The organism is Paraglaciecola sp. L3A3 (assembly GCF_009796765.1).
Taxonomy (GTDB): Bacteria; Pseudomonadota; Gammaproteobacteria; order Enterobacterales; family Alteromonadaceae; genus Paraglaciecola.
On record NZ_CP047023.1, the window covers coordinates 3027788 to 3046207 of the forward strand.

General features: G+C 39.4%; 21 protein-coding genes. 14 read left to right on the forward strand and 7 right to left on the reverse strand.

Annotation, left to right across the window (positions count from 1 at the left end; all coding sequences use genetic code 11):
• The first annotated feature begins 174 nt into the window (after nt 1-174).
• The 8 genes from GQR87_RS12650 (at nt 175) to GQR87_RS12680 (ending at nt 4566) form a co-directional block, all read left to right on the forward strand.
• Nucleotides 175-813 (forward strand): hypothetical protein, encoded by a 639-nt coding sequence (locus GQR87_RS12650; RefSeq protein WP_158969832.1) that lies wholly within the window; start codon nt 175-177, stop codon nt 811-813.
• Nucleotides 814-1313: 500 nt separating this feature from the next.
• On the forward strand, nt 1314-1970 hold the full coding sequence (locus GQR87_RS12655; protein WP_158969834.1) for a hypothetical protein: 657 nt from the start codon (nt 1314-1316) through the stop codon (nt 1968-1970).
• The gene (locus GQR87_RS12660) at nt 1967-2326 is read left to right on the forward strand and encodes a hypothetical protein (protein WP_158969836.1); all 360 of its coding nucleotides are present in this window, start codon (nt 1967-1969) and stop codon (nt 2324-2326) included. The genes GQR87_RS12655 and GQR87_RS12660 overlap by 4 nt, the downstream gene beginning before the upstream one ends.
• 182 nt (nt 2327-2508) lie before the next feature.
• A complete protein-coding gene (locus GQR87_RS12665; protein ID WP_158969838.1) occupies nt 2509-3096 on the forward strand; it encodes a DUF6036 family nucleotidyltransferase in 588 nt (195 codons plus the stop codon).
• A 21-nt stretch (nt 3097-3117) separates the two neighbouring features.
• Nucleotides 3118-3492: a hypothetical protein gene (locus tag GQR87_RS12670; RefSeq protein ID WP_158969840.1), complete on the forward strand. Its 375-nt coding sequence runs from the start codon at nt 3118-3120 to the stop codon at nt 3490-3492.
• A gap of 433 nt (nt 3493-3925) precedes the next feature.
• Nucleotides 3926-4060: a hypothetical protein gene (locus GQR87_RS22550; RefSeq protein WP_255456427.1), complete on the forward strand. Its 135-nt coding sequence runs from the start codon at nt 3926-3928 to the stop codon at nt 4058-4060.
• A gap of 39 nt (nt 4061-4099) precedes the next feature.
• Nucleotides 4100-4294 carry a type II toxin-antitoxin system RelE/ParE family toxin gene (locus GQR87_RS22180; protein ID WP_199271616.1) on the forward strand — a complete coding sequence of 65 codons (195 nt, stop codon included), beginning with the start codon at nt 4100-4102 and terminating at the stop codon, nt 4292-4294.
• Nucleotides 4291-4566 (forward strand): helix-turn-helix domain-containing protein, encoded by a 276-nt coding sequence (locus GQR87_RS12680; RefSeq protein ID WP_158969842.1) that lies wholly within the window; start codon nt 4291-4293, stop codon nt 4564-4566. Before GQR87_RS22180 ends, GQR87_RS12680 begins: the two co-directional genes overlap by 4 nt.
• A gap of 329 nt (nt 4567-4895) precedes the next feature.
• On the opposite strand, the gene GQR87_RS12685 is transcribed toward GQR87_RS12680, so the two are convergent.
• Nucleotides 4896-5483 (reverse strand): TetR/AcrR family transcriptional regulator, encoded by a 588-nt coding sequence (locus tag GQR87_RS12685; RefSeq protein WP_158969844.1) that lies wholly within the window; start codon nt 5481-5483, stop codon nt 4896-4898.
• Between the two features lie 154 nt (nt 5484-5637).
• Between GQR87_RS12685 and GQR87_RS12690 the strand changes: the two genes are divergently transcribed.
• The 5 genes from GQR87_RS12690 to GQR87_RS12710 all read left to right on the forward strand — a co-directional run bounded on the left by GQR87_RS12690 (nt 5638) and on the right by GQR87_RS12710 (nt 10930).
• Entirely contained in the window at nt 5638-6282 is a 645-nt protein-coding gene (locus tag GQR87_RS12690) for a peroxiredoxin-like family protein (protein WP_158969845.1), read from the forward strand.
• A gap of 36 nt (nt 6283-6318) precedes the next feature.
• A complete protein-coding gene (locus GQR87_RS12695) occupies nt 6319-7416 on the forward strand; it encodes an L-dopachrome tautomerase-related protein (RefSeq protein WP_158969847.1) in 1098 nt (365 codons plus the stop codon).
• A gap of 516 nt (nt 7417-7932) precedes the next feature.
• Nucleotides 7933-9135, forward strand: coding sequence for a zinc metallochaperone GTPase ZigA (gene zigA, locus GQR87_RS12700; protein WP_158969849.1), 1203 nt, complete (start codon nt 7933-7935; stop codon nt 9133-9135).
• A gap of 2 nt (nt 9136-9137) precedes the next feature.
• The gene (locus tag GQR87_RS12705; RefSeq protein ID WP_158969851.1) at nt 9138-9785 is read left to right on the forward strand and encodes a DUF1826 domain-containing protein; all 648 of its coding nucleotides are present in this window, start codon (nt 9138-9140) and stop codon (nt 9783-9785) included.
• Nucleotides 9786-10126: 341 nt separating this feature from the next.
• On the forward strand, nt 10127-10930 hold the full coding sequence (locus GQR87_RS12710) for a restriction endonuclease (protein WP_158969853.1): 804 nt from the start codon (nt 10127-10129) through the stop codon (nt 10928-10930).
• Between the two features lie 24 nt (nt 10931-10954).
• Here the strand turns inward: GQR87_RS12710 and GQR87_RS12715 are convergent, their stop codons facing one another.
• Nucleotides 10955-12835: a class I SAM-dependent methyltransferase gene (locus GQR87_RS12715; protein WP_158969855.1), complete on the reverse strand. Its 1881-nt coding sequence runs from the start codon at nt 12833-12835 to the stop codon at nt 10955-10957.
• Nucleotides 12836-13061: 226 nt separating this feature from the next.
• Here GQR87_RS12715 and GQR87_RS12720 point away from each other — a divergent pair, with 226 nt between their 5' ends.
• The gene (locus tag GQR87_RS12720; protein ID WP_158969857.1) at nt 13062-13364 is read left to right on the forward strand and encodes a hypothetical protein; all 303 of its coding nucleotides are present in this window, start codon (nt 13062-13064) and stop codon (nt 13362-13364) included.
• A gap of 57 nt (nt 13365-13421) precedes the next feature.
• Here the strand turns inward: GQR87_RS12720 and GQR87_RS12725 are convergent, their stop codons facing one another.
• The 5 genes from GQR87_RS12725 to prfA all read right to left on the reverse strand — a co-directional run bounded on the left by GQR87_RS12725 (nt 13422) and on the right by prfA (nt 18365).
• Nucleotides 13422-14240: a SirB1 family protein gene (locus GQR87_RS12725; RefSeq protein WP_158969859.1), complete on the reverse strand. Its 819-nt coding sequence runs from the start codon at nt 14238-14240 to the stop codon at nt 13422-13424.
• An 80-nt stretch (nt 14241-14320) separates the two neighbouring features.
• Complete coding sequence (locus tag GQR87_RS12730) at nt 14321-14698, reverse strand: SirB2 family protein (protein WP_158969861.1); 378 nt, start codon at nt 14696-14698, stop codon at nt 14321-14323.
• Nucleotides 14699-14712: 14 nt separating this feature from the next.
• Nucleotides 14713-16287 carry a DUF3369 domain-containing protein gene (locus GQR87_RS12735; protein ID WP_158969863.1) on the reverse strand — a complete coding sequence of 525 codons (1575 nt, stop codon included), beginning with the start codon at nt 16285-16287 and terminating at the stop codon, nt 14713-14715.
• A gap of 107 nt (nt 16288-16394) precedes the next feature.
• Nucleotides 16395-17264 carry a peptide chain release factor N(5)-glutamine methyltransferase gene (gene prmC / locus GQR87_RS12740; protein WP_158969865.1) on the reverse strand — a complete coding sequence of 290 codons (870 nt, stop codon included), beginning with the start codon at nt 17262-17264 and terminating at the stop codon, nt 16395-16397.
• A 15-nt stretch (nt 17265-17279) separates the two neighbouring features.
• Complete coding sequence (gene prfA / locus GQR87_RS12745; protein ID WP_158969867.1) at nt 17280-18365, reverse strand: peptide chain release factor 1; 1086 nt, start codon at nt 18363-18365, stop codon at nt 17280-17282.
• Nucleotides 18366-18420: the final 55 nt, after the last annotated feature.

Sequence of the window (18420 nt, forward strand, 5' to 3'; positions counted from 1 at the left end):
CCGAGTTACTACCTATACCCAAGTACTGCAAGCTTTTTGCTTTACGGAAAAGTTTGGTCTAACTTTAGAAATGGTTCATCCATATTTTTATAAAAGGATTTTAAAATTAAAACTCTACTCAAAATAACTCATTACATTCGAAATTTTTTCATACCTACCGAACGCAAATTGTTAGTGTCAATAATAGTATTTATTTTTTCTAATGATATATTTGCACAACAGGCAGATTCGTCCCCAATAATTGCTGAACAAATATTTCTAGGTTCAGTTTCCCAAGCTGACATATCGCTTGCGGACAATACTGACTCTGGTCATATCGCAGGTGTTATACCCCAACTCCTGCCACAAGCAGATGCAGTACTTCCTACTAGTGAAGAAGTACTTAGCAAAGAAGCTGAACATAATGCAAAATCACTTTTTGAAATATGTGTCTCTAATTCTGGGAAGGAAAAAATCAAGTTAGACAATCCTATTTACTATTTATGTGATTCCTATATTAAAAACCAAATCAAACGAATGAAAACCACTACAGATATTCAATCGTATTATCTGAAAATAAGACTCGAGCAAAAAGATAGAAGTGCTGAGGTCAAATTTATTGTCTTTTCCATGATTTTTGTAGCGTTAATTTTGGCAACGATTCAAATTGGGTTTGGAGTTTTTGGGACTTCCAAAAATGGCAATTTGGAAAGTGAAATAGAAGTCAGTTTTAACAAACTAAAACTAACCTCTTCAATATCAGGATTTATTCTATTGGCTATTTCATTTTTGTTCTTTTCTCTTTACATATCTCACGTTTACACCATTCAATGATTTGTATGCGGTTAGGTCATTGACCATCCCCTATACACATTTTTGTCTTAGTATGAAATGCGAAGCTAAATCGCGCTCAGGCCTTCCCTTAAAGAATGACAGTACTAGTTCTGAAAATGGTCACCGTAAGTATCATGGAAACGCTAGCACTGTCCCTGTGACTCCTGAGGAAAAGAAAAAGGTATCAATAAACTCAACTAGAAAAAGTCAAAAGCCTGTCACTGAGAACACCGAGAAAAGATATAACAACAGGCTTTATTATTTAATTAAAAATCAATATCCTCCCCTAACAGCTAGCCAGTAAAATCAATGCACTCAGATTTAACGATTAATAATTATATCAAGTTTCAACAATCCTGCCCTCCCACACAGTTCCAGTTGCTTCACTAAATTCATCATATAGATGGCGAACATAGTTACGTTGTCATAGTATTAAAATACGTCTGGTAGGAACTCAATGCTGACGGCAAATCATTTTAATAAAGATAAAAGGCTAACCTATGCAAGGAATGAAATACGCGACAACTTTTTTTCTCGGTGTAATTGCTCCCACACTCATATTAGTTATGGCTTATCTACAAATTGGGTCGACGAGCGACTCGTTAAATGAAAAGACAACCACCGCCGATGTCATAACTGAATTTAAATCCTTGCAGGACATAGGGAATGGGAATGACTATCAGCTTTTGTCTTTGATGTTGGTCGAACACGGCAACATCAAAACAGTCGAAAACAAACAACGTATGAAAGTCGCAGTTATCTGCATTGGTTTTGCTGTGATAAGTGTAGGCCTGGCTGTATTTGTTCTTGGTTTTAAAGAACCTCGAACGGGGCCAACAGATTTACACTCCCATAATATAGTTGGCGAAGCAGGTGGTATGAGTATTGATATCAGAACCAGTTCTACTGGCGTGTTAGTGTTTGTGGTCGGTGCCATTATGGCGACAATTGGAGGGGTTCTGCCTAACACGTATCAAGGTTCGGGTATACCTGGGTATATACATACGACTGAAACTAGCGTTATTCCAGCGGAAGTAGAGGAAATGCTAGCTCTGTTGAACACAAACCACAATGCTTATAAAGACTGTAAGCAAACAGATATTGAAAATTGTTTTGAAACTCTATTCGCAGAACTGAATTCGGAGTACTTGAAATGATAAATATAGCTAAAGTTGCATTGTCTATTGGTATAACGATATTTTCCTCATGCCTATTGGCACAAGACAATGCAACCATCGAAAGTCTTTTGGCTAAATATAAACAACCAAACCAATTAAACTGTACAAAACCCACAACAAAAGTTGAAAAAGATACCTGCTTATTAAAAAAATATTCTTCAAAAAGTCAACGTACATCTGGCGGTATCCCCCCAATCAATAAGAGAAAAATTGAAGATATTTTACGCTCTGCACAAGGCTTAGATATTGAAAAGTTTAGCAAGATGACACCAGAAGACATACAAAGCTTGAGCAAAATGCTAGAGAAGGCAAATACCTTAACTATTGAGGAATAGTTAAGGTATTCCATGCAGTAAAATTTACTGCATTTTTGTCACTCGGCTATAATTTTCAGCCCTAAACGATGGATTTTACTTTCAACGAACCTAACCCTGCAGATCTTTAACAATTTGGTAATTATCTAGCCAGACATTACACTCTTGGCTGATTACTTATTTCAACAGTATTAAGGATAACTTTGAGCCTCTACACAGATACCCCATTAGCTTCGGCAATATTTGAATTATTCAAAAAGTTTAATGAAAAACTAGTTATTCATTTTAGCGAAAATCAATCCTATGGGGCTGTCACAGCGTTTATTTTTGGTGGGTGCGCTATTCATTTACTGACTAATGTAAGAGGCAGTGATGACGTTGATATTGAAATTCGTTCAGCTGAAAAACTTGATACCCACTCACTAATTCTTGAAGTAGATGATGTGTACTACACTGATCCGTTAGAAGGTGACAAAGTACTAAGTTTAGACGATACCTTTAATGTTGGTCTACCCACCTTACACCCTGATTACAAGGAACGAGTGATAGCGCTTTCAACTGGCAAAACTGTTTTACACGTTTATTTAGTCTCAGCAATTGATATTGCCATTTCTAAACTTGAACGCTGCCAAGCCGATGATGTAACTGATATAGTCGCTTTATATAAAAAAGGATATTTTACCCTTGATGAATTTGAAAAGCTGGCAGTTGAAGCGGCTGGCTATTCTATCAACCCAGAAAAATTGCGGTTAAATATTAGTCACGTTATAATCGAGTGCGAAAACAGTTAGTTTTTTAAGATAATCGAGAAAATGCCAAATTTACAACAAGTGTTTGAACAATTAGTACTCAATCCAGAGCACCCTAAAGCTTCAGAATGGCTGAAGGTTGTGGCTTTGGCTTTTTGGTATGAAAATTTTGTTCCTTCTACTGATGTTTTTTCAGGCGACAATGTTGCCCAAGCAGGTTTTGTTTTAGACAAATTATCTCGTTATTCATGTACCCCCTTATCGTCTAAGCAGCAAGTGAGAAATTTTGTATTGCCAGCCCTTAAACTAAATAGCCACTCAAAATCTGTGAATAGCAGTGATGCGTTAGCTATGGCTTGGGGTGTTAATTCTGACTTAAAATATTCATTCAAATCGTTATTACCCTACCAAAGAAGAAGCTACCAACACTTGGCTTGATTTTGACTATTAAGTCAAATAATTCAATAACTATTAAAAGCCCGTCATTCCTGTATAAAAGGAGTTACGAGATTCGAGCTTAAAAGCAAAAGACTAAAAGCTTGTCACAGAGTTGCACAGAGAAAAGATCTAACAATGTGTTAGTAAAATTTTGCTCTGATCTATAAATTATATATTTTCGACAATCATGAATCAGCAGTTTATGTGCGCGTTTCTTTTATATGCACACACTTCCCAACTTTATTGTGCACGTTATTATGAAAATTAATCAAGCTGTTCACCACAAAACTCACAGAGTTGCATAAAGATAATCATTCACCTCACACCATTTATTGATGACACTCCCAGTATATTCATTTCAACGTATTTAATACTGGACGTATCTATCATCACTTATCTATATATACCTTATTAGAAACTTGCAGAAGTTCACATGGATGTTAACATCGAGATGAAAGCTATTAATTTTTATACAACACAAGAAGGTAAAACACCCGTTGTTGAGTTCTTAGATTCATTGCCAGCAAAGCAAGCTCAAAAAATAACTTGGGTATTACAATTGGTTTAAGAGCTAGATGTTATTCCTACTACTTATTTAAAGAAGCTGGTGAATACCCAAGACATTTGGGAAGTAAGAGCGCAAGTGGGCAATAATATTTTTAGATTATTAGGCTTTTTCGATGGTGATAACTTAGTGGTACTAAACCATGGTTTTCAAAAGAAAACTCAAAAAACGCCAGCTAAAGATATCAAACTTGCAGAACAAAGACGTAGAGATTATCTACGGAGGAAAAAACAATGAGCGATCTAAAAAAGTACGTAGCAAAACGCAAAGCCGATGATAAGGGTTTTGCCGAAGGATATGATGAAGGTTACCAAAATTTAAAATTTGGCATCATGCTGAAAACAGCTAGAAAAGAATCAGGCATTACCCAACAAGCATTGGCCGAAATGCTACACACTCAAAAAAGTGCGATATCTAGAATTGAAAACCATTCTGATGATGTAAAGCTATCCACACTTGAACGTTTTGCATCTGCTTTAGGTAAAAAGATAGAAATTCGATTGGTATAGTGCGAAGAGCAGTAAATAGTAGCTAGGAGATAGAAAAAGACAAAGTCAAAAGCTTGTCACAGAGTTACACCGAGGTTAAGGATGCGGCTTCGCCGAAAAGACTAAAAGCTATTTACCACATAGGCTAAGCTTCACAGAGGGCACAGAGAAAACACCTAAAATTGGGCTGGTTTAAGTCCTGCCCTTATCTGTAAATTTTATCTTTTAACAAATCTAGCTTTACAGAATCATTATCAATTCAATTCAAGGCGCAGGATCGGGGCAAAACCTTGAGGCAGCTATGCTCGGGGCTTTAATTTGATCAACAACGCCTGCCTAAGTTATAAAAGTTAACCCCGCTTAATATTGTTATTAGAATCATCTTTCAACCAAGGCAATATGGATAAAATAAATTCCTCAACATCTTCAGGTTGCTCACTTTGATAACTATAAACACGAATACCAAAAATGACGAGCATGAGCTGTTTTGCGTATTGCAAACTGATCTCAGGAGAGAATATCGTCTTTAGGATAGCGCAGTAATTGGCTTCGATTTTTGCAAACTCTTCAGAAACATTAGTCAGTATCGACTCATTGTGAGCTGACAACTCCAATTGAGTTTTAACTAAAAAGCAGCCACAGTAATTCTTAGCTTTGGCCTCTTCGAACAAGTCAACCAGTATCGACTTAATGCCTTCAAGAACACTTGAACTGCCTTGTATACGGTTGTTCACAGTCGTAATAGTGGCCGCAGCATAGCGACTCAGAGCAAGCAAGTACAACCCTTCTTTACTTTCAAACTCTCGGTACAAACTACCCGGGCGTAATCCAGTAGCTTGTAACAATTGCTGCATAGATGTTCCATGATAACCATATTGCCAAAATGTATTGATTGCCTGCTCAAGTACGACATCTACATCGAATTTTTTAATCGCCATTTTTAATCGCCATAATGCTCATTACTTTATTGAGTACAGGGATATTTAATAACATTTTGAATGATTATTCAAATTAATATTGACAAACATCCCATACGGAAATAACATTTTGAACGTTCATTCAAAAAAAACAAATTTAACCTTAAGGAAAATGATGAGTCTTAAAGATCAATTAACTGAAGTACGCGAAGCATCTGCTAAAAACATCCCTGCGGAAAAGCTTTCTGTCATGCTGGCTGAAACCGACAACCTAAAAGCAAAAGAGCTAGAGAAGAATGCTCCCAAAGCGGGTGAAGTGTTTCCTGCATTCTCTCTTACAGACCAACTTGGCAACCAAGTTACTTTGTCAGAAAAGCTTGCTCAAGGCCCAGTAGTACTAACATTTTACCGTGGCGGCTGGTGCCCATACTGCAACCTAGAATTGCGGGCGTACCAAAGCGTTCTTGACGACATCAAAGCACAAGGTGCTAGCTTACTGGCTATAACACCTGAACTACCTGATGCATCACTTTCAACCGCAGAAAAAAATGCGCTAAGCTTCTCTGTATTGTCTGATCCTAATTCTGAGTTTTCTAAAACCTTAGGTCTAGTGTTCACTCTACCGGACTCAATCAAGCCTATTTACAGTGGCTTTGGCATTGAAGTTGAAGCTCATAACGGCAAAGGCGCGTTCGAACTACCTCTTGCTGCAACCTATGTCATCGCCCCATCAGGCAAAATCGTATTTGCTGATGTGCATGCTGATTACACACACCGCGCAGAGCCTAGCGAAGTCGTTGCATCATTGAAGCAAATCTAAAAACTTGGCAATAACTTACTAACAGGAAACGTTAAAATGACGCGTTCATTCAAACTATTAGCATCGGCCGCTATGATTGCTACCAGTGCATTCAGCCTAAATATGGCAGCAGCCGATGAAGCAAGACAACTTGAAGTAGTCGCCAAGCTCAGTGCCGAAACGCCTCCGGGTAACATTGCGGTGGGCCCTGATGGCCGAATATTTCTCAGTATTCACGGGTTTTACGGCAAATCTCTACGGATCGTTGAGCTGTTACCAGATGGAACAACCAAACCTTACCCAAATGAAAACTGGGCGTATGCGGCTCAAAGCCGTGAATCTGGTGGGCTATACGGTGTACTTGGGTTAAATATCGATGCCAATGGCATTTTGTGGATGTTAGACACGTCTGGGCCTGACCATGCCGGACGTTTAGTAGGATGGAACACCAAGAAAGAACAACTGCATAAAGTAATCTACTTAGCTAAGCCTGTGATTACTGGCTCAAGCTTTCTAAATGACTTAGCTGTTGATAGCAAAAATAACGCAATCTACATCGCTGATACGGGCACAAGCTCAATCATTGTGGTTGACTTGACAACAGGCAATGCTCGCCGAGTATTGAAAGAGTCAAAATCAACTAAAGCCGAAGACATCGATATGGTCATTGATGGCCAAACTGTCTACCTAAACGGCCAACCAGTTCGTATGGGCGTCAACCCAATTACGATCGATAGTAACTTTGAATACGTTTACTACGGCGCGATGTCTGGCACAAGCTTGTACCGAATTGCGACCAAAGACCTATTAGATACAAGGCTATCAGAGCAAGAGCTAAACAAAAAAGTGCAGCGTTATGGTGACAAGCCCATTTCTGACGGCATAACAATCGATAACGCTGGCTATGTGTACGTTACTTCAATAACAAATGACGCAATCGGTTATGTGCAACCAAATGGTCATTATAAAACCCTAATTCAACGCGATGATGTGTCATGGCCTGATGGGCTTGCAGTTGGCTTAGATAGTTACATCTATGGCACAGTGAATGAACTGCACCGCTCTCCCGTATTAAATAACGGAAAAGACGCTACAAAGGGCGAATTTAAGGTCGTACGCTTTAAGGCATTATCCGATGCCAACACCGGCCGATAATTAGGCCAATAATATCGCGCATTCTAAGTAACTTGAGTTTAGATTAAGTAAGCAATTAAAGCGTTACACTCTTATTTCAACAAGAGTGTAACCCTTCAATCTTAAACCTTAATCAGTATAGAATAGCTGTAATGAGCAGTTGTAATTGACCATGACAGAGATTTGAGGGTACAGCTTCGTCGAAAGACTAAAAAGCGATTCACCACAGCACGCGACACTGTTTAGAAAACACCGAGCAAAGATCTAAAAACGGGCTGGTTCCTGCCCTCCACCTGATTTATAGAGTTCACATTTAACGAACCTAGATCCGCAGAACTTCAACTAACTCAATTCAAGACGCAGTGAGTCTTAAACTGTATTTATTTAAAGTGACACTGACCCTTTTATTTCTAAAATTAAAATCCTAGAACCTTTGAATTTAATGTTATAATATAACATAACCATGAGGGTGATTTTAGTTTTCATAGCCAAAATTATTCATTAAATATTTTTTAAATAAACAAAATAGCGATTACCATGTCAAAAAATTCTCTACTGCCAGTCACAGTTCTATCAGGTTTCCTTGGGGCAGGTAAAACTACAGTATTAAACCATATTCTTAATAACAGAGACGGCCTCAAAGTTGCGGTTATTGTGAATGATATGAGCGAAATTAATATCGATGCCGCTACCGTTAAGAATGAAATAAGTTTCAATCGTTCTGAAGAAAAGTTAGTAGAGATGAGTAATGGTTGTATTTGCTGCACCTTAAGAGAAGACCTACTCGAAGAAATTAACCGCCTAGCAATAGAAGGGAAATATGACTATTTAGTCATTGAATCTACTGGAATCTCTGAGCCATTGCCTGTTGCTGAAACTTTTACCTTTGCCGACGAAGATGGTGTAAGCCTTTCGAACGCAGCAGTACTCGATACTATGGTGACGGTAGTCGACGCTCTTAACTTTTTAAATGATTATGACCAGGCTAAATCTTTGCAAGAAGTAGGTGAAAGTCTAGGAGAAGAAGACGAGCGAAGTGTTGCGGATTTATTAGTTGAACAAGTTGAATTTGCTGATGTTTTATTGATAAGCAAAGTTGATTTAGTATCTGACTCAGAACTTGGACGATTAAAGAGTATTCTCAGTACGCTAAATACAGAAGCGATACAAATCCCAATCAAAAATGGAGATGTACCTGTTAGGCAAGTTTTAGCTACAGGTAAATTTAGTTTTGAAAAAGCACAGCAAGCTCCTGGTTGGCTTAAAGAATTACGGGGTGAACATATTCCTGAAACAGAAGAGTACGGCATTAGTAGTTTTGTATTCGAGGCTAGGCGCCCTTTCCATCCACAAAAGTTCTTCGATTTTTTACATAGCAAAGAAATAGCTGGAAAATTAATTCGCTCCAAAGGTTTTTTCTGGTTAGCGACACGTCCTCAACTAGCAGGAAGCTGGAGTCAGGCTGGAGGAATGGCCAGATACGGAGCGGCGGGGTTATTTTGGAAGTCAGTACCAAAAGATCAATGGCCAGACGATCCTGAATACCTAACAGCGATTGAAGAGCAATGGGTTGAACCTTTCGGTGATATGCGTCAAGAGTTAGTATTTATAGGACAAGGCTTAAATAAGGATGATATTACTGAACGATTGCATGCATGCTTATTAAGTGAAGAGGATGTGTTAGCGGGTAAAGCCATGTGGTCAACATTGCCCGATCCTTTCCCTGAGTGGGAGCACTAATTATGGAGTTAGCTGAAAAACTATCCCTGTCCACTTGGAGGAGTGATGATTCACCACTAGTGTTAAGTGATATCTTTTCGCCTAATATTAGTGTGGCAATTTGGCAGCGGCAGGCTTCTTCTGTCATTAGTTGTTACTTTGAAAATGCCTTTCAATCTTTGGGAATGGGCATGCGAAGCGTCTTTTCAATGAAGTCGTTAGAGCAAGAGCTTAACAACACTTTACCCGAATATGAGGGTAAGAAAGATGCGATTGAAGATATTTACTTGCTCTCGGATATGCTTACTTGCTTGTTCGATTGCGATGATGTTGGTTTACGTTTAGTGCCGTTGAAATCAGCCATGTGCCCTACTTTTCACATAGATAATATTCCAGTGCGCTTAGTGACCACATATCTTGGTTCAGGCACTCAATGGTTACCCCTAGAAGCATTACAAGATCAACCTCCAAAACAGCAAAAGCAAGGCTTCGCAAAAACCAATTCAGGTGCGTACTACAAGCAAAGTCACATCCAACAAATGAATCCCTTTGATGTGGGATTATTAAAAGGAAAAGCTTGGGACAAACAAGCTAAAATGGCAGCCGTTCACCGTTCTTGTCAGTTGCAAAAAAATGACAAGCGTGTCCTTCTTACTCTTGATCCGATGTAAATAACATGAGCTCGGGTTACATATCCTCGTATCACTTACGCCCGTTTACCTTAACACTAATAGGACACCCATCGTAATAGCGCACTAATAGGACACCCATCGTAATAAAATGCAAAACACGAAACACTAATAGGACACCCATCGTAATAGCGCACTAATAGCGCACTAATAGGACACCCATCGTAATAAAATGCAAAACACGAAACACAATTCAATCAAATAACTCCCCGACAAACGTCGCACCCATATATAAAATCTAATAACCAGTTATCAAACGGCACATTGAACAATTTTTATTGGCGGGTATATTTAATCCCTAAGTTTAAAATCACGGATTGATCATGAGTCGCAATAACCCTTCACTTTTAAAATCTTTTTCTTATTTACCTTGGTGGGTAAGTGTTATTGCTGGCATCTGTGTGTATGTAGCACTTAAGTTTGTGTTTCCTAATTTGGGAATGGGCAATCCTTACATATCAATGATTGCGACTGTCGGACAAAACATGGCTTGGATGTTTGGTGGTATGTTTTTACTACCTGCCATTTCGTCGATTTTTATACGCCAAAAACGCAAACAATTGATTAATCGACAACGTAGTATCGAAACCCTTAGAGAAACCAGTTGGAGTGATTTTGAGGTGTTGGTGGGTGAGGCTTTTCGTCGTAAGGGATTTGCGGTACAGGAGAACATGGTGGGTGGTGCCGATGGTGGTATCGACCTTACTCTGCGTAAAGACGGAAGATTACACATAGTGCAATGCAAACAATGGCGCAGATCTAAGGTGGGTGTATCGATTGTTCGTGAAATGTTTGGTGTATTGACCGCATCAAACGCTGTGAGTGTTTATGTGGTGAGTTCTGGACATTTTACCAAAGATGCAATTAAGTTTGCACAAGACCTGCCCATTGAGTTGATTAACGGCGATCAATTACTTGAATTGATTGCTGACGTGCAAACCACTAAACCTTTGCAACCTTCAGTTAAACCAATCGATAAGCCAATAGTTAAGCCGACAACTACAACCACATGCCCAAAATGTGCTTCGCCTATGGTGAAACGTACCGCGAAAAAAGGAGTGAACATTGGTAATGAATTTTTGGGTTGCAGTAGTTTTCCGAAATGTAGGCACATTGAGCCCCTTTAGTTTCTATTCGTTACCGCTTATTAGTTACCACTCCCTCAACTGCTGCATTTCTTTTAATCTAACACGCTGTACCACTAGCGCTTCAAACAAGTCATCAATTGATTGGTTGTTTGAGTTTAAGCCGGGTAAGGCGATGTTGGCTTCGGCGAAAAAGCGTTTGTTTTGCCATGGCTGGTTAGTTGCTGTTTGTGCTAATTCTGTTGAGATATTCGCTACAGTGGTACTGACAGAATTAACTTGGTAGCTGGCTGTTTGTTCTTGAATTTGGTTTGTATCACTGGGTTTAAGCCAAGCTTGTTGCCACCAGAGTTGAATGCGCTCTTTGGCGTTTTTTAATTTTTGTTCTGTGGGTAGCCGGTCGCTTTTTTGGTTATTTATTTTGCAGTCGGTTGGTAAGAGGTTCCATAGGTCGTTATTAGGCCAGCGGGCAAAAGGCATGCTGTGGTCAATATCGTATTGTTTGGTTAGTGACTTTGCCGACCATACACATTGAGCTAGCTCGGGTGTTTGTTGTTTCACTTGTTCAAAACGAGTGCGTACTTCTGTGGTCGTGCGTTTTGGCTCTAGCCAGTTTAATGCTTGTTGTAAGTGGTGTTGATTTTCTGCTGCGGCATATTGCTGATTGCCTGCATAACTGGCCATGGTTTTTACCCATTCGTTGACGAGTACTGGCTCAATCCAACAGGCGTATCGGTTGAAGGCCAACCAAGTAGATTCTGGCAGTGAAAACTCGCCCCATTGTTCTAAGGTTTGTAGATCTAGAAAAAAGCTGTCTTTGGCTTTGACTGTTTTGTTGTCTACCTCAAAAATAGCTTGCTCACTATTTGGCAGAGTAATAAAACGACACGGCATGGTTTTAATGTTGGTCACTGCTGCTGAAAGGGTTTTGTGCAAAGCTATAGCATCGTCACCCACAAACAAGTTACCAATACGATAATCTGCCGCTGTTCGATGGGTTAACTTATGCCAACCATCGGCTTTCATAAAGCCCATGTTCGGACTTTTATTGGGTGTTTGGTATAACTGGTGCGTATCGATTAATTCTTTATATTGATGACACCAATACAAAGCCACTAAACCAACCGGTAAAATCACCCTGTCGCCACTTGGGCTAGATTCGCGGCGTAATACAGCCCCCGGATGACCGTCGGCAATACGTAATAAAACTCTTAAAAGCGCCAACTTGTGTGTGGCAGATTTACCGTCGTTAATGGCCACATGGCGAATAAATGGGAATGCACCTGTGCCGTCATCTGGCATTTGTAACACTAGGGTTTGCCAATGTACTTCGTTGCGGCCTAGTTTATCTGTTTGGTTTGCTGTGACTAATGTCGAAAACAACCCAAGGTTTTGCGCTAAACCTTCAACTTCTTCCACACTCACATTGTGCATACAGCGTTTTTGCTGCTCGCTTGCTGTCATACCAAACTTGAGGGAGATAACAATTTTGCCGCCTGGCTTAAGTAAGTTAGCCAGTTTACGTAAGGCGCGATTACGCTTAGAAGGCGGCACATGCATCCAAACAGCACTGAGAAGAATTAAATCAAAACTGATTTCTAGGCGAGTTATTTTATCGAGCGAAGGTAGTGAGTCTTGCAGCCAATGAATATTATGTTCGGCAGTGGTTAACTGCCCTACTTTCATCAATTCTGCTGCTGGTTCAACTGCATAAATTTGGCAAGTGTTAGATATGTTTTGGGCTGGGGTTTGAATTGCGGCTGCAAGCTCTGCGATGCGTTTTACATCACGCCCTACCCCAGCGCCAACATCTAAAATAGTGGTATTAGGCTTGGCTAAAATAGGGGTTAAATGCTGTGACCAAGTACTATGTACCTCTTCAAAGGTAACAGACAAATACTGCCTAGAAATCTCATTCACTTGATTGTTGTAATAGTCCGCAGACATTGTATTCCTTTTATTGCAACAGCAAGCCAGTTGAACCAAGGCGATGCATAGGATCACCCTGATTTATCTTAGGGTTTATCCACTTAACTCACTCTATCCTAACAAGTTTTCGGATAAAAGAAATACCATAAAAACAGATAAGCGAATATCATGTTTTTCTTAGCTTGCTTGGACTTAACTTAGTTTGTAGGTAAAATTCAATTTCTATGCAGCCACGAGAAACCTAATGAATAATCGCTTACCATTACTGATATTGTTGTTTGGCATAATATTATCCGGCTGTGGATTAACTGACAAAGTAGGTGGTGCATGTACTTATTTAGCGGCGGTCGATAGGGCTCAGGTGGCAAAGATCACTCCCTCTTTTGTGATCTTAAGTCATGGTGATAACCAATATGAAGTGCGGCCTAACATGTTTGACTCGGTGCCATTAAAAGGCGCTTGGTATGAGGTTAAATATGAGGCAATCAGCCAAGGCAGTTGTACACCTTTACATATTCAAGCGGTTAAGCTAATTGAGGTAAACTAAACCGCTCGTCTCCCCAACAAGCAGCAGGTTTTACACTATGCTTGCTGTCAGACTGTTCTAATGAAACACTTCTGGTTGTTGTTCGGCTAGTTGCTGTAATTGCGCTTGTAGCAATTGTGATGAGGGGTCTTTAGGGCACTTACGAATAAAATATTGGTAGTCTGCAATTGCCACTTGGGTGCAATCGAGTTGGTGTAATAAAAACCCTCTGTCTCTGCGTTCGTAGGGATCATTTGGACACAAGTTAACTAAAATCTCGACTACGGTTAATGCGTTATCGTAAGACTTAGTATTGATAAATGTGCTTTTAAGGTTATGTAACAACCTAACCACTGTTTCGGCACAACTGGCTTCGTCTAAAGCTTCTTCAGGCATTTTTTCATCTTCTACACTGGGTAAGATAGAAAAATATAAGGCGGCTAAATCGTCGCGAGTCAGTTGATTACCATTTAACGGATCAAGGTAAATAGTGGCCGCGTTGTCAAATTGACACTTTAACAAAAAATGTCCGGGAAAATTAATGCCACTAACATTAAAACCCACGGCTTTGGCTAACGCTTGAAACACAATAGACAAGGTGATGGCAATACCGGTTCGGTAATCTATCACTTGGTTTAATAAGTGATTGTGGCTAATACAATCTTGTTTCTGGTCACCACTAAATGCCAAATCTACATAAAAGTAACGTCTTAATTGTTGGAATGAATCGGCATCTCTGGCTGAGACACGCATTTCTTTTTTTACTTGTTCAGCCCATTGTAAAATAGTGCACAAATAAGATTGAGGATTAACCCCTTCTGTCTTGAAAATATTAGCTAACTGCAAACCCGCCAGCAAACTATTATTGTCTGCAATAGCTTGTCTTAACTTTTTCAATGGCCTCACCCCGATAAAAACAATACTCCTTTTTATCGGGTTATTACTGAGGATCTTTACCTAAATTTTCGTTATTTTAATTATAAAAATAATATGGGCTGTTTACTGATGGCTACCATACCGGCAAATGCCACCCAACTTAACGCTCCAACAAAACCAACTACCCGCATAAAGCTGTTTCTAGCCATTTTTAACGCCAGTACTACCATGAATATATACATAATCAGTGCAAACAGTTTTTCGGTTACCCAAGCATCAACTAATGGATATTGCTGTAGTAACACACATAAAGTAATGGCACTTAAAATCAGTACAGTATCAACAATATGTGGCAACACTCTTATCCACTTTTTTTGCAACATTGGCGACTTGATCGACAACAGCACAAAACGGAATATAAATAGCAACACACTTAATCCAATAGCTGTGAGGTGTAAATGTTTAACAAGGGTATACATAAATATTAAAAACCTTAATTGAGTTGATTTATTGACGAATTTTCGTCATCTGGAAAGTCACAAATGATTTGTTCAATCTCATCGATATTAGCGACTAGGATATCGACTAACGAGGGATCAAACTGTTCACCTTTTTGACTGATGATAACAGCTAAAACCTTTTGTAAATCACAATTTTCTTCACTATTACGTTTGTTTCGTAAAGAATCAAAGGCATTGGCCAAGCTAGTAATACGACAAAAAATATGAATATTGTCACCTGATTTCCCTCTTGGGTAACCATTGCCGTTCCAATATTCATGATGATCTCTAGCAATCAAGGCTGCGGTTTTTATCAAAGGACGACTTGAGTCTTTTAATAAGTTATAACCAAATTCAGCGTGATAACGTAAAGAATCTAGTTCTGATTTATCAAGCTTACTGACAGGCATAGATAAAGTTTCTGGTATTTTTATTTTACCAATATCATGTAAAGGTACAGCCAAACATAAAGTATTTAATTCGGCTTTGTTAAGTCCAGCGTTGCGACCTAACACATCACATATTTTGACCATTCTTTGGATATGCCTACCTTTACCAAAATGATGTTCCATGGCTTGACCAATACGCTCAATCACTTCTCTTTGAGTATCTTCTATATCTTTTGTTAGTAAGACATTGTCAAAGGCAATTTGTACATTTTGCGAAAATATTTCCACTAAATGTTTGTCAGTCTCACTTAATTTTCTAGGTAAACCCGACATGTACAATAACGAGCCTTTTTGGGTTTTACTGCCACAATAAGCCACTAAATATTCATTTTCAAAAACCAGACATTTATTTTGATAAGCATTGTGACAAGATAATAATTCAGCCCCCGAGAGCACCTGTTCTAGCTTTTCACCAGATCTATTTGCATAATCACCTTTGCCCGTAAACACATATAATTCATTGGGATTGTAACTATCTAATGGTTTAGGTCCGGCCACCGCAGAGGTTAAATATACCGCACCTTTTGTCCCCCCCAATAAAGATGAAAGTTGCTGTACTATGCCTTCAATAAAGTTTTCTAGAGACAAGATGCTAAATAAATCAGCTGAAGCAGCAATGATTTTTTCTAAACCTTTGCGGTTTTCTTCAATCGCATTAATGTCACGATATGAACGTAAGGCTGAAATCACTACGGTAAAAAGCTTTTGCGAGGTTAATTCTGTTTTAGATTTATAATCATTAATATCATAATTAATAATCACATCACGCTCTGGGGCTTGGCCTGGCTGGCCTGTACGTAAAATAATACGAGTAAAATGGTTATTGATGTCATTTCGAATAAAATCAGCTACTTTGAGCCCGGCGTCATCGGTTTCCATGACTACATCGAGTAACACCACAGCAATATCGCGATGCTCACGAAACATTTTTTTAGCTTCAGCACCACTATAAGCACAGATAAACTCTAAGCTTCGATCTTGAAACACAAAATCACCTAAGGCTAGCTTTGTAACCGCATGAATCTCAGGTTCATCATCAACAATTAAGACTTTCCATTTACCTAAACTTGTTGTTTCTTGTTCTTCATTATCTTCAGCAAAAAATATTTCGTCAGACATAAACCTTTCCTGTGTATGCTAGCCGTTAGACATTTAAAATTAAACCCAGACAAAATAAAGGTAAGTGACCAGAAGAACAAGCTATATCGTTAATTATTAACGATAATTTATAAATATTTACCTAAGGTGAGCCTAGGTTGGTGGTCTAGATCAACTTCTGTACGGACATCCACAAATCCATTTGAGACAAATATTTCTGCTACCGCCTGCCCTTGTTGATAACCATGCTCTATAACTAACCAAGCTTCAGGCAATAAATAATGTTTGCTTTGCGCCACTATATATTTGATGTCATCTAGGCCATCAATCCCTGAAGTTAAAGCACTAGCAGGTTCAAACCTGACATCACCTTGTGATAAAAACTGACTATCGGATTCAACGTATGGAGGATTACTGACAATTAAATGATATTTTTGTTGGCCAACTGCACTAAACCAATCACTCTGAATAAATTTGACTCTTGGTAACTGATTAGCCGTGGCATTGTCTTTGGCTAAGGCCACGGCATCTGCACTTTTATCTAAACCTGTGACTGTCCAATTTGCTTGTTCAGAGGCTAAAGACAAAGCGATAGCACCAGTCCCAGTGCCTAAGTCTAATACCTTGGCGTCTGAGGGAATTGGCAATTCGAGTGCGACTTCGACTAAACGTTCGGTATCGGCTCGCGGGATCAAAGTGGCGGCTGAAACTTTTAAGCGCAAAGACCAAAAATCGCGATAACCCACAAGATAAGCCACGGGTTGTCCCGTTATGCGTTGTGAGATAAAGGATTGAAAAGTATTAAGTTGTTGCGAAGTTAACAGCTTATCAGGCCAAGTATGTAGATAAATGAGTTCACAGTCTAAGGCTGCGCAGAGTAATAATTTACTGTCGATAGCAGAGGAATCGGTCTGGCCATCATCACTTACCTGATGTGTGGCTAATTGCTGTTTTGCCCATTGTAAGACTTGAGCAATAGTCTGTTGACTATCGCTCAAAGTATAAAAAAATTGTTATGCATCAGACAGTGATGCCAACAAGTCTGCTTGGTGTTCTTGACGAATTGGCTCAAGTACAGCGTTTAACTCACCTGCTATTACGTCATCTAAACGATATAGGGTTAAATTAATTCTGTGATCAGTGACTCGACCTTGTGGGAAATTATAAGTACGAATACGTTCAGAACGATCACCGCTGGCCACTAAGTTACGACGAGTAGAGGTTTCTTCAGCTTGGCGTTTTTCTTCTTCAAGTTGAGTCAACCTTGACTGTAGTACCGACATAGCCTGGGCTCTGTTTTTATGTTGCGAACGCTGATCTTGACATTCGACTATCAAACCAGAAGGCACATGAGTAATACGGATAGCTGAGTCCGTTTTGTTAACGTGTTGACCACCTGCGCCTGACGCCCTAAAGGTATCAATTTTTAAATCTGCTTTATTGATTTCGATGGCTTCAGATTCTGGTACTTCCGGCATGACCACCACAGTACAAGCAGAAGTATGCACTCGACCTTGAGATTCGGTTTCTGGTACACGTTGTACTCTGTGACCGCCCGATTCAAATTTCATAATACCGTAAGCGCCATCACCTAAAATATTAGCAATCACTTCTTTGTAACCACCGTGCTCACCTTCGTTGGTGGTAACCACTTCTACTTTCCACCCCTGCTTTTCAGCAAAACGGCTGTACATACGGAATATATCACCAGCAAAAATAGCAGCTTCATCGCCACCTGCACCCGCGCGTATTTCCACAAAGCAGTTGCTGTCATCATTCGGATCTTTAGGTAACAACAATACTTGTAGGTCTTGGGTTAAGACTTCAATTTTTTGTTTTGCGGCTTTAAATTCTTCTTGCGCCATTTCACGCATTTCAGCATCGTCTTCTTGCATCATTTCTTGCGAAGATTCTAAATCTTGCTGTGCGTCTTGATACTCGCGAAAACATTTCACTACGTCTTCTAACTGAGAATATTCTTTGGTTAAACCACGGTATCTGTCTTGGTCGGATATGACTTCTGCTTCACCCAGCAAAGCTTGCACTTCTTCAAAGCGCTCAACTAGGGTTTCCAATTTATTTTGAACAGATTCTTTCATTTTTTTCCTGTAAGCAATGACGGTAACCGTCTTAACTAATAAAGTATTTGGTTAG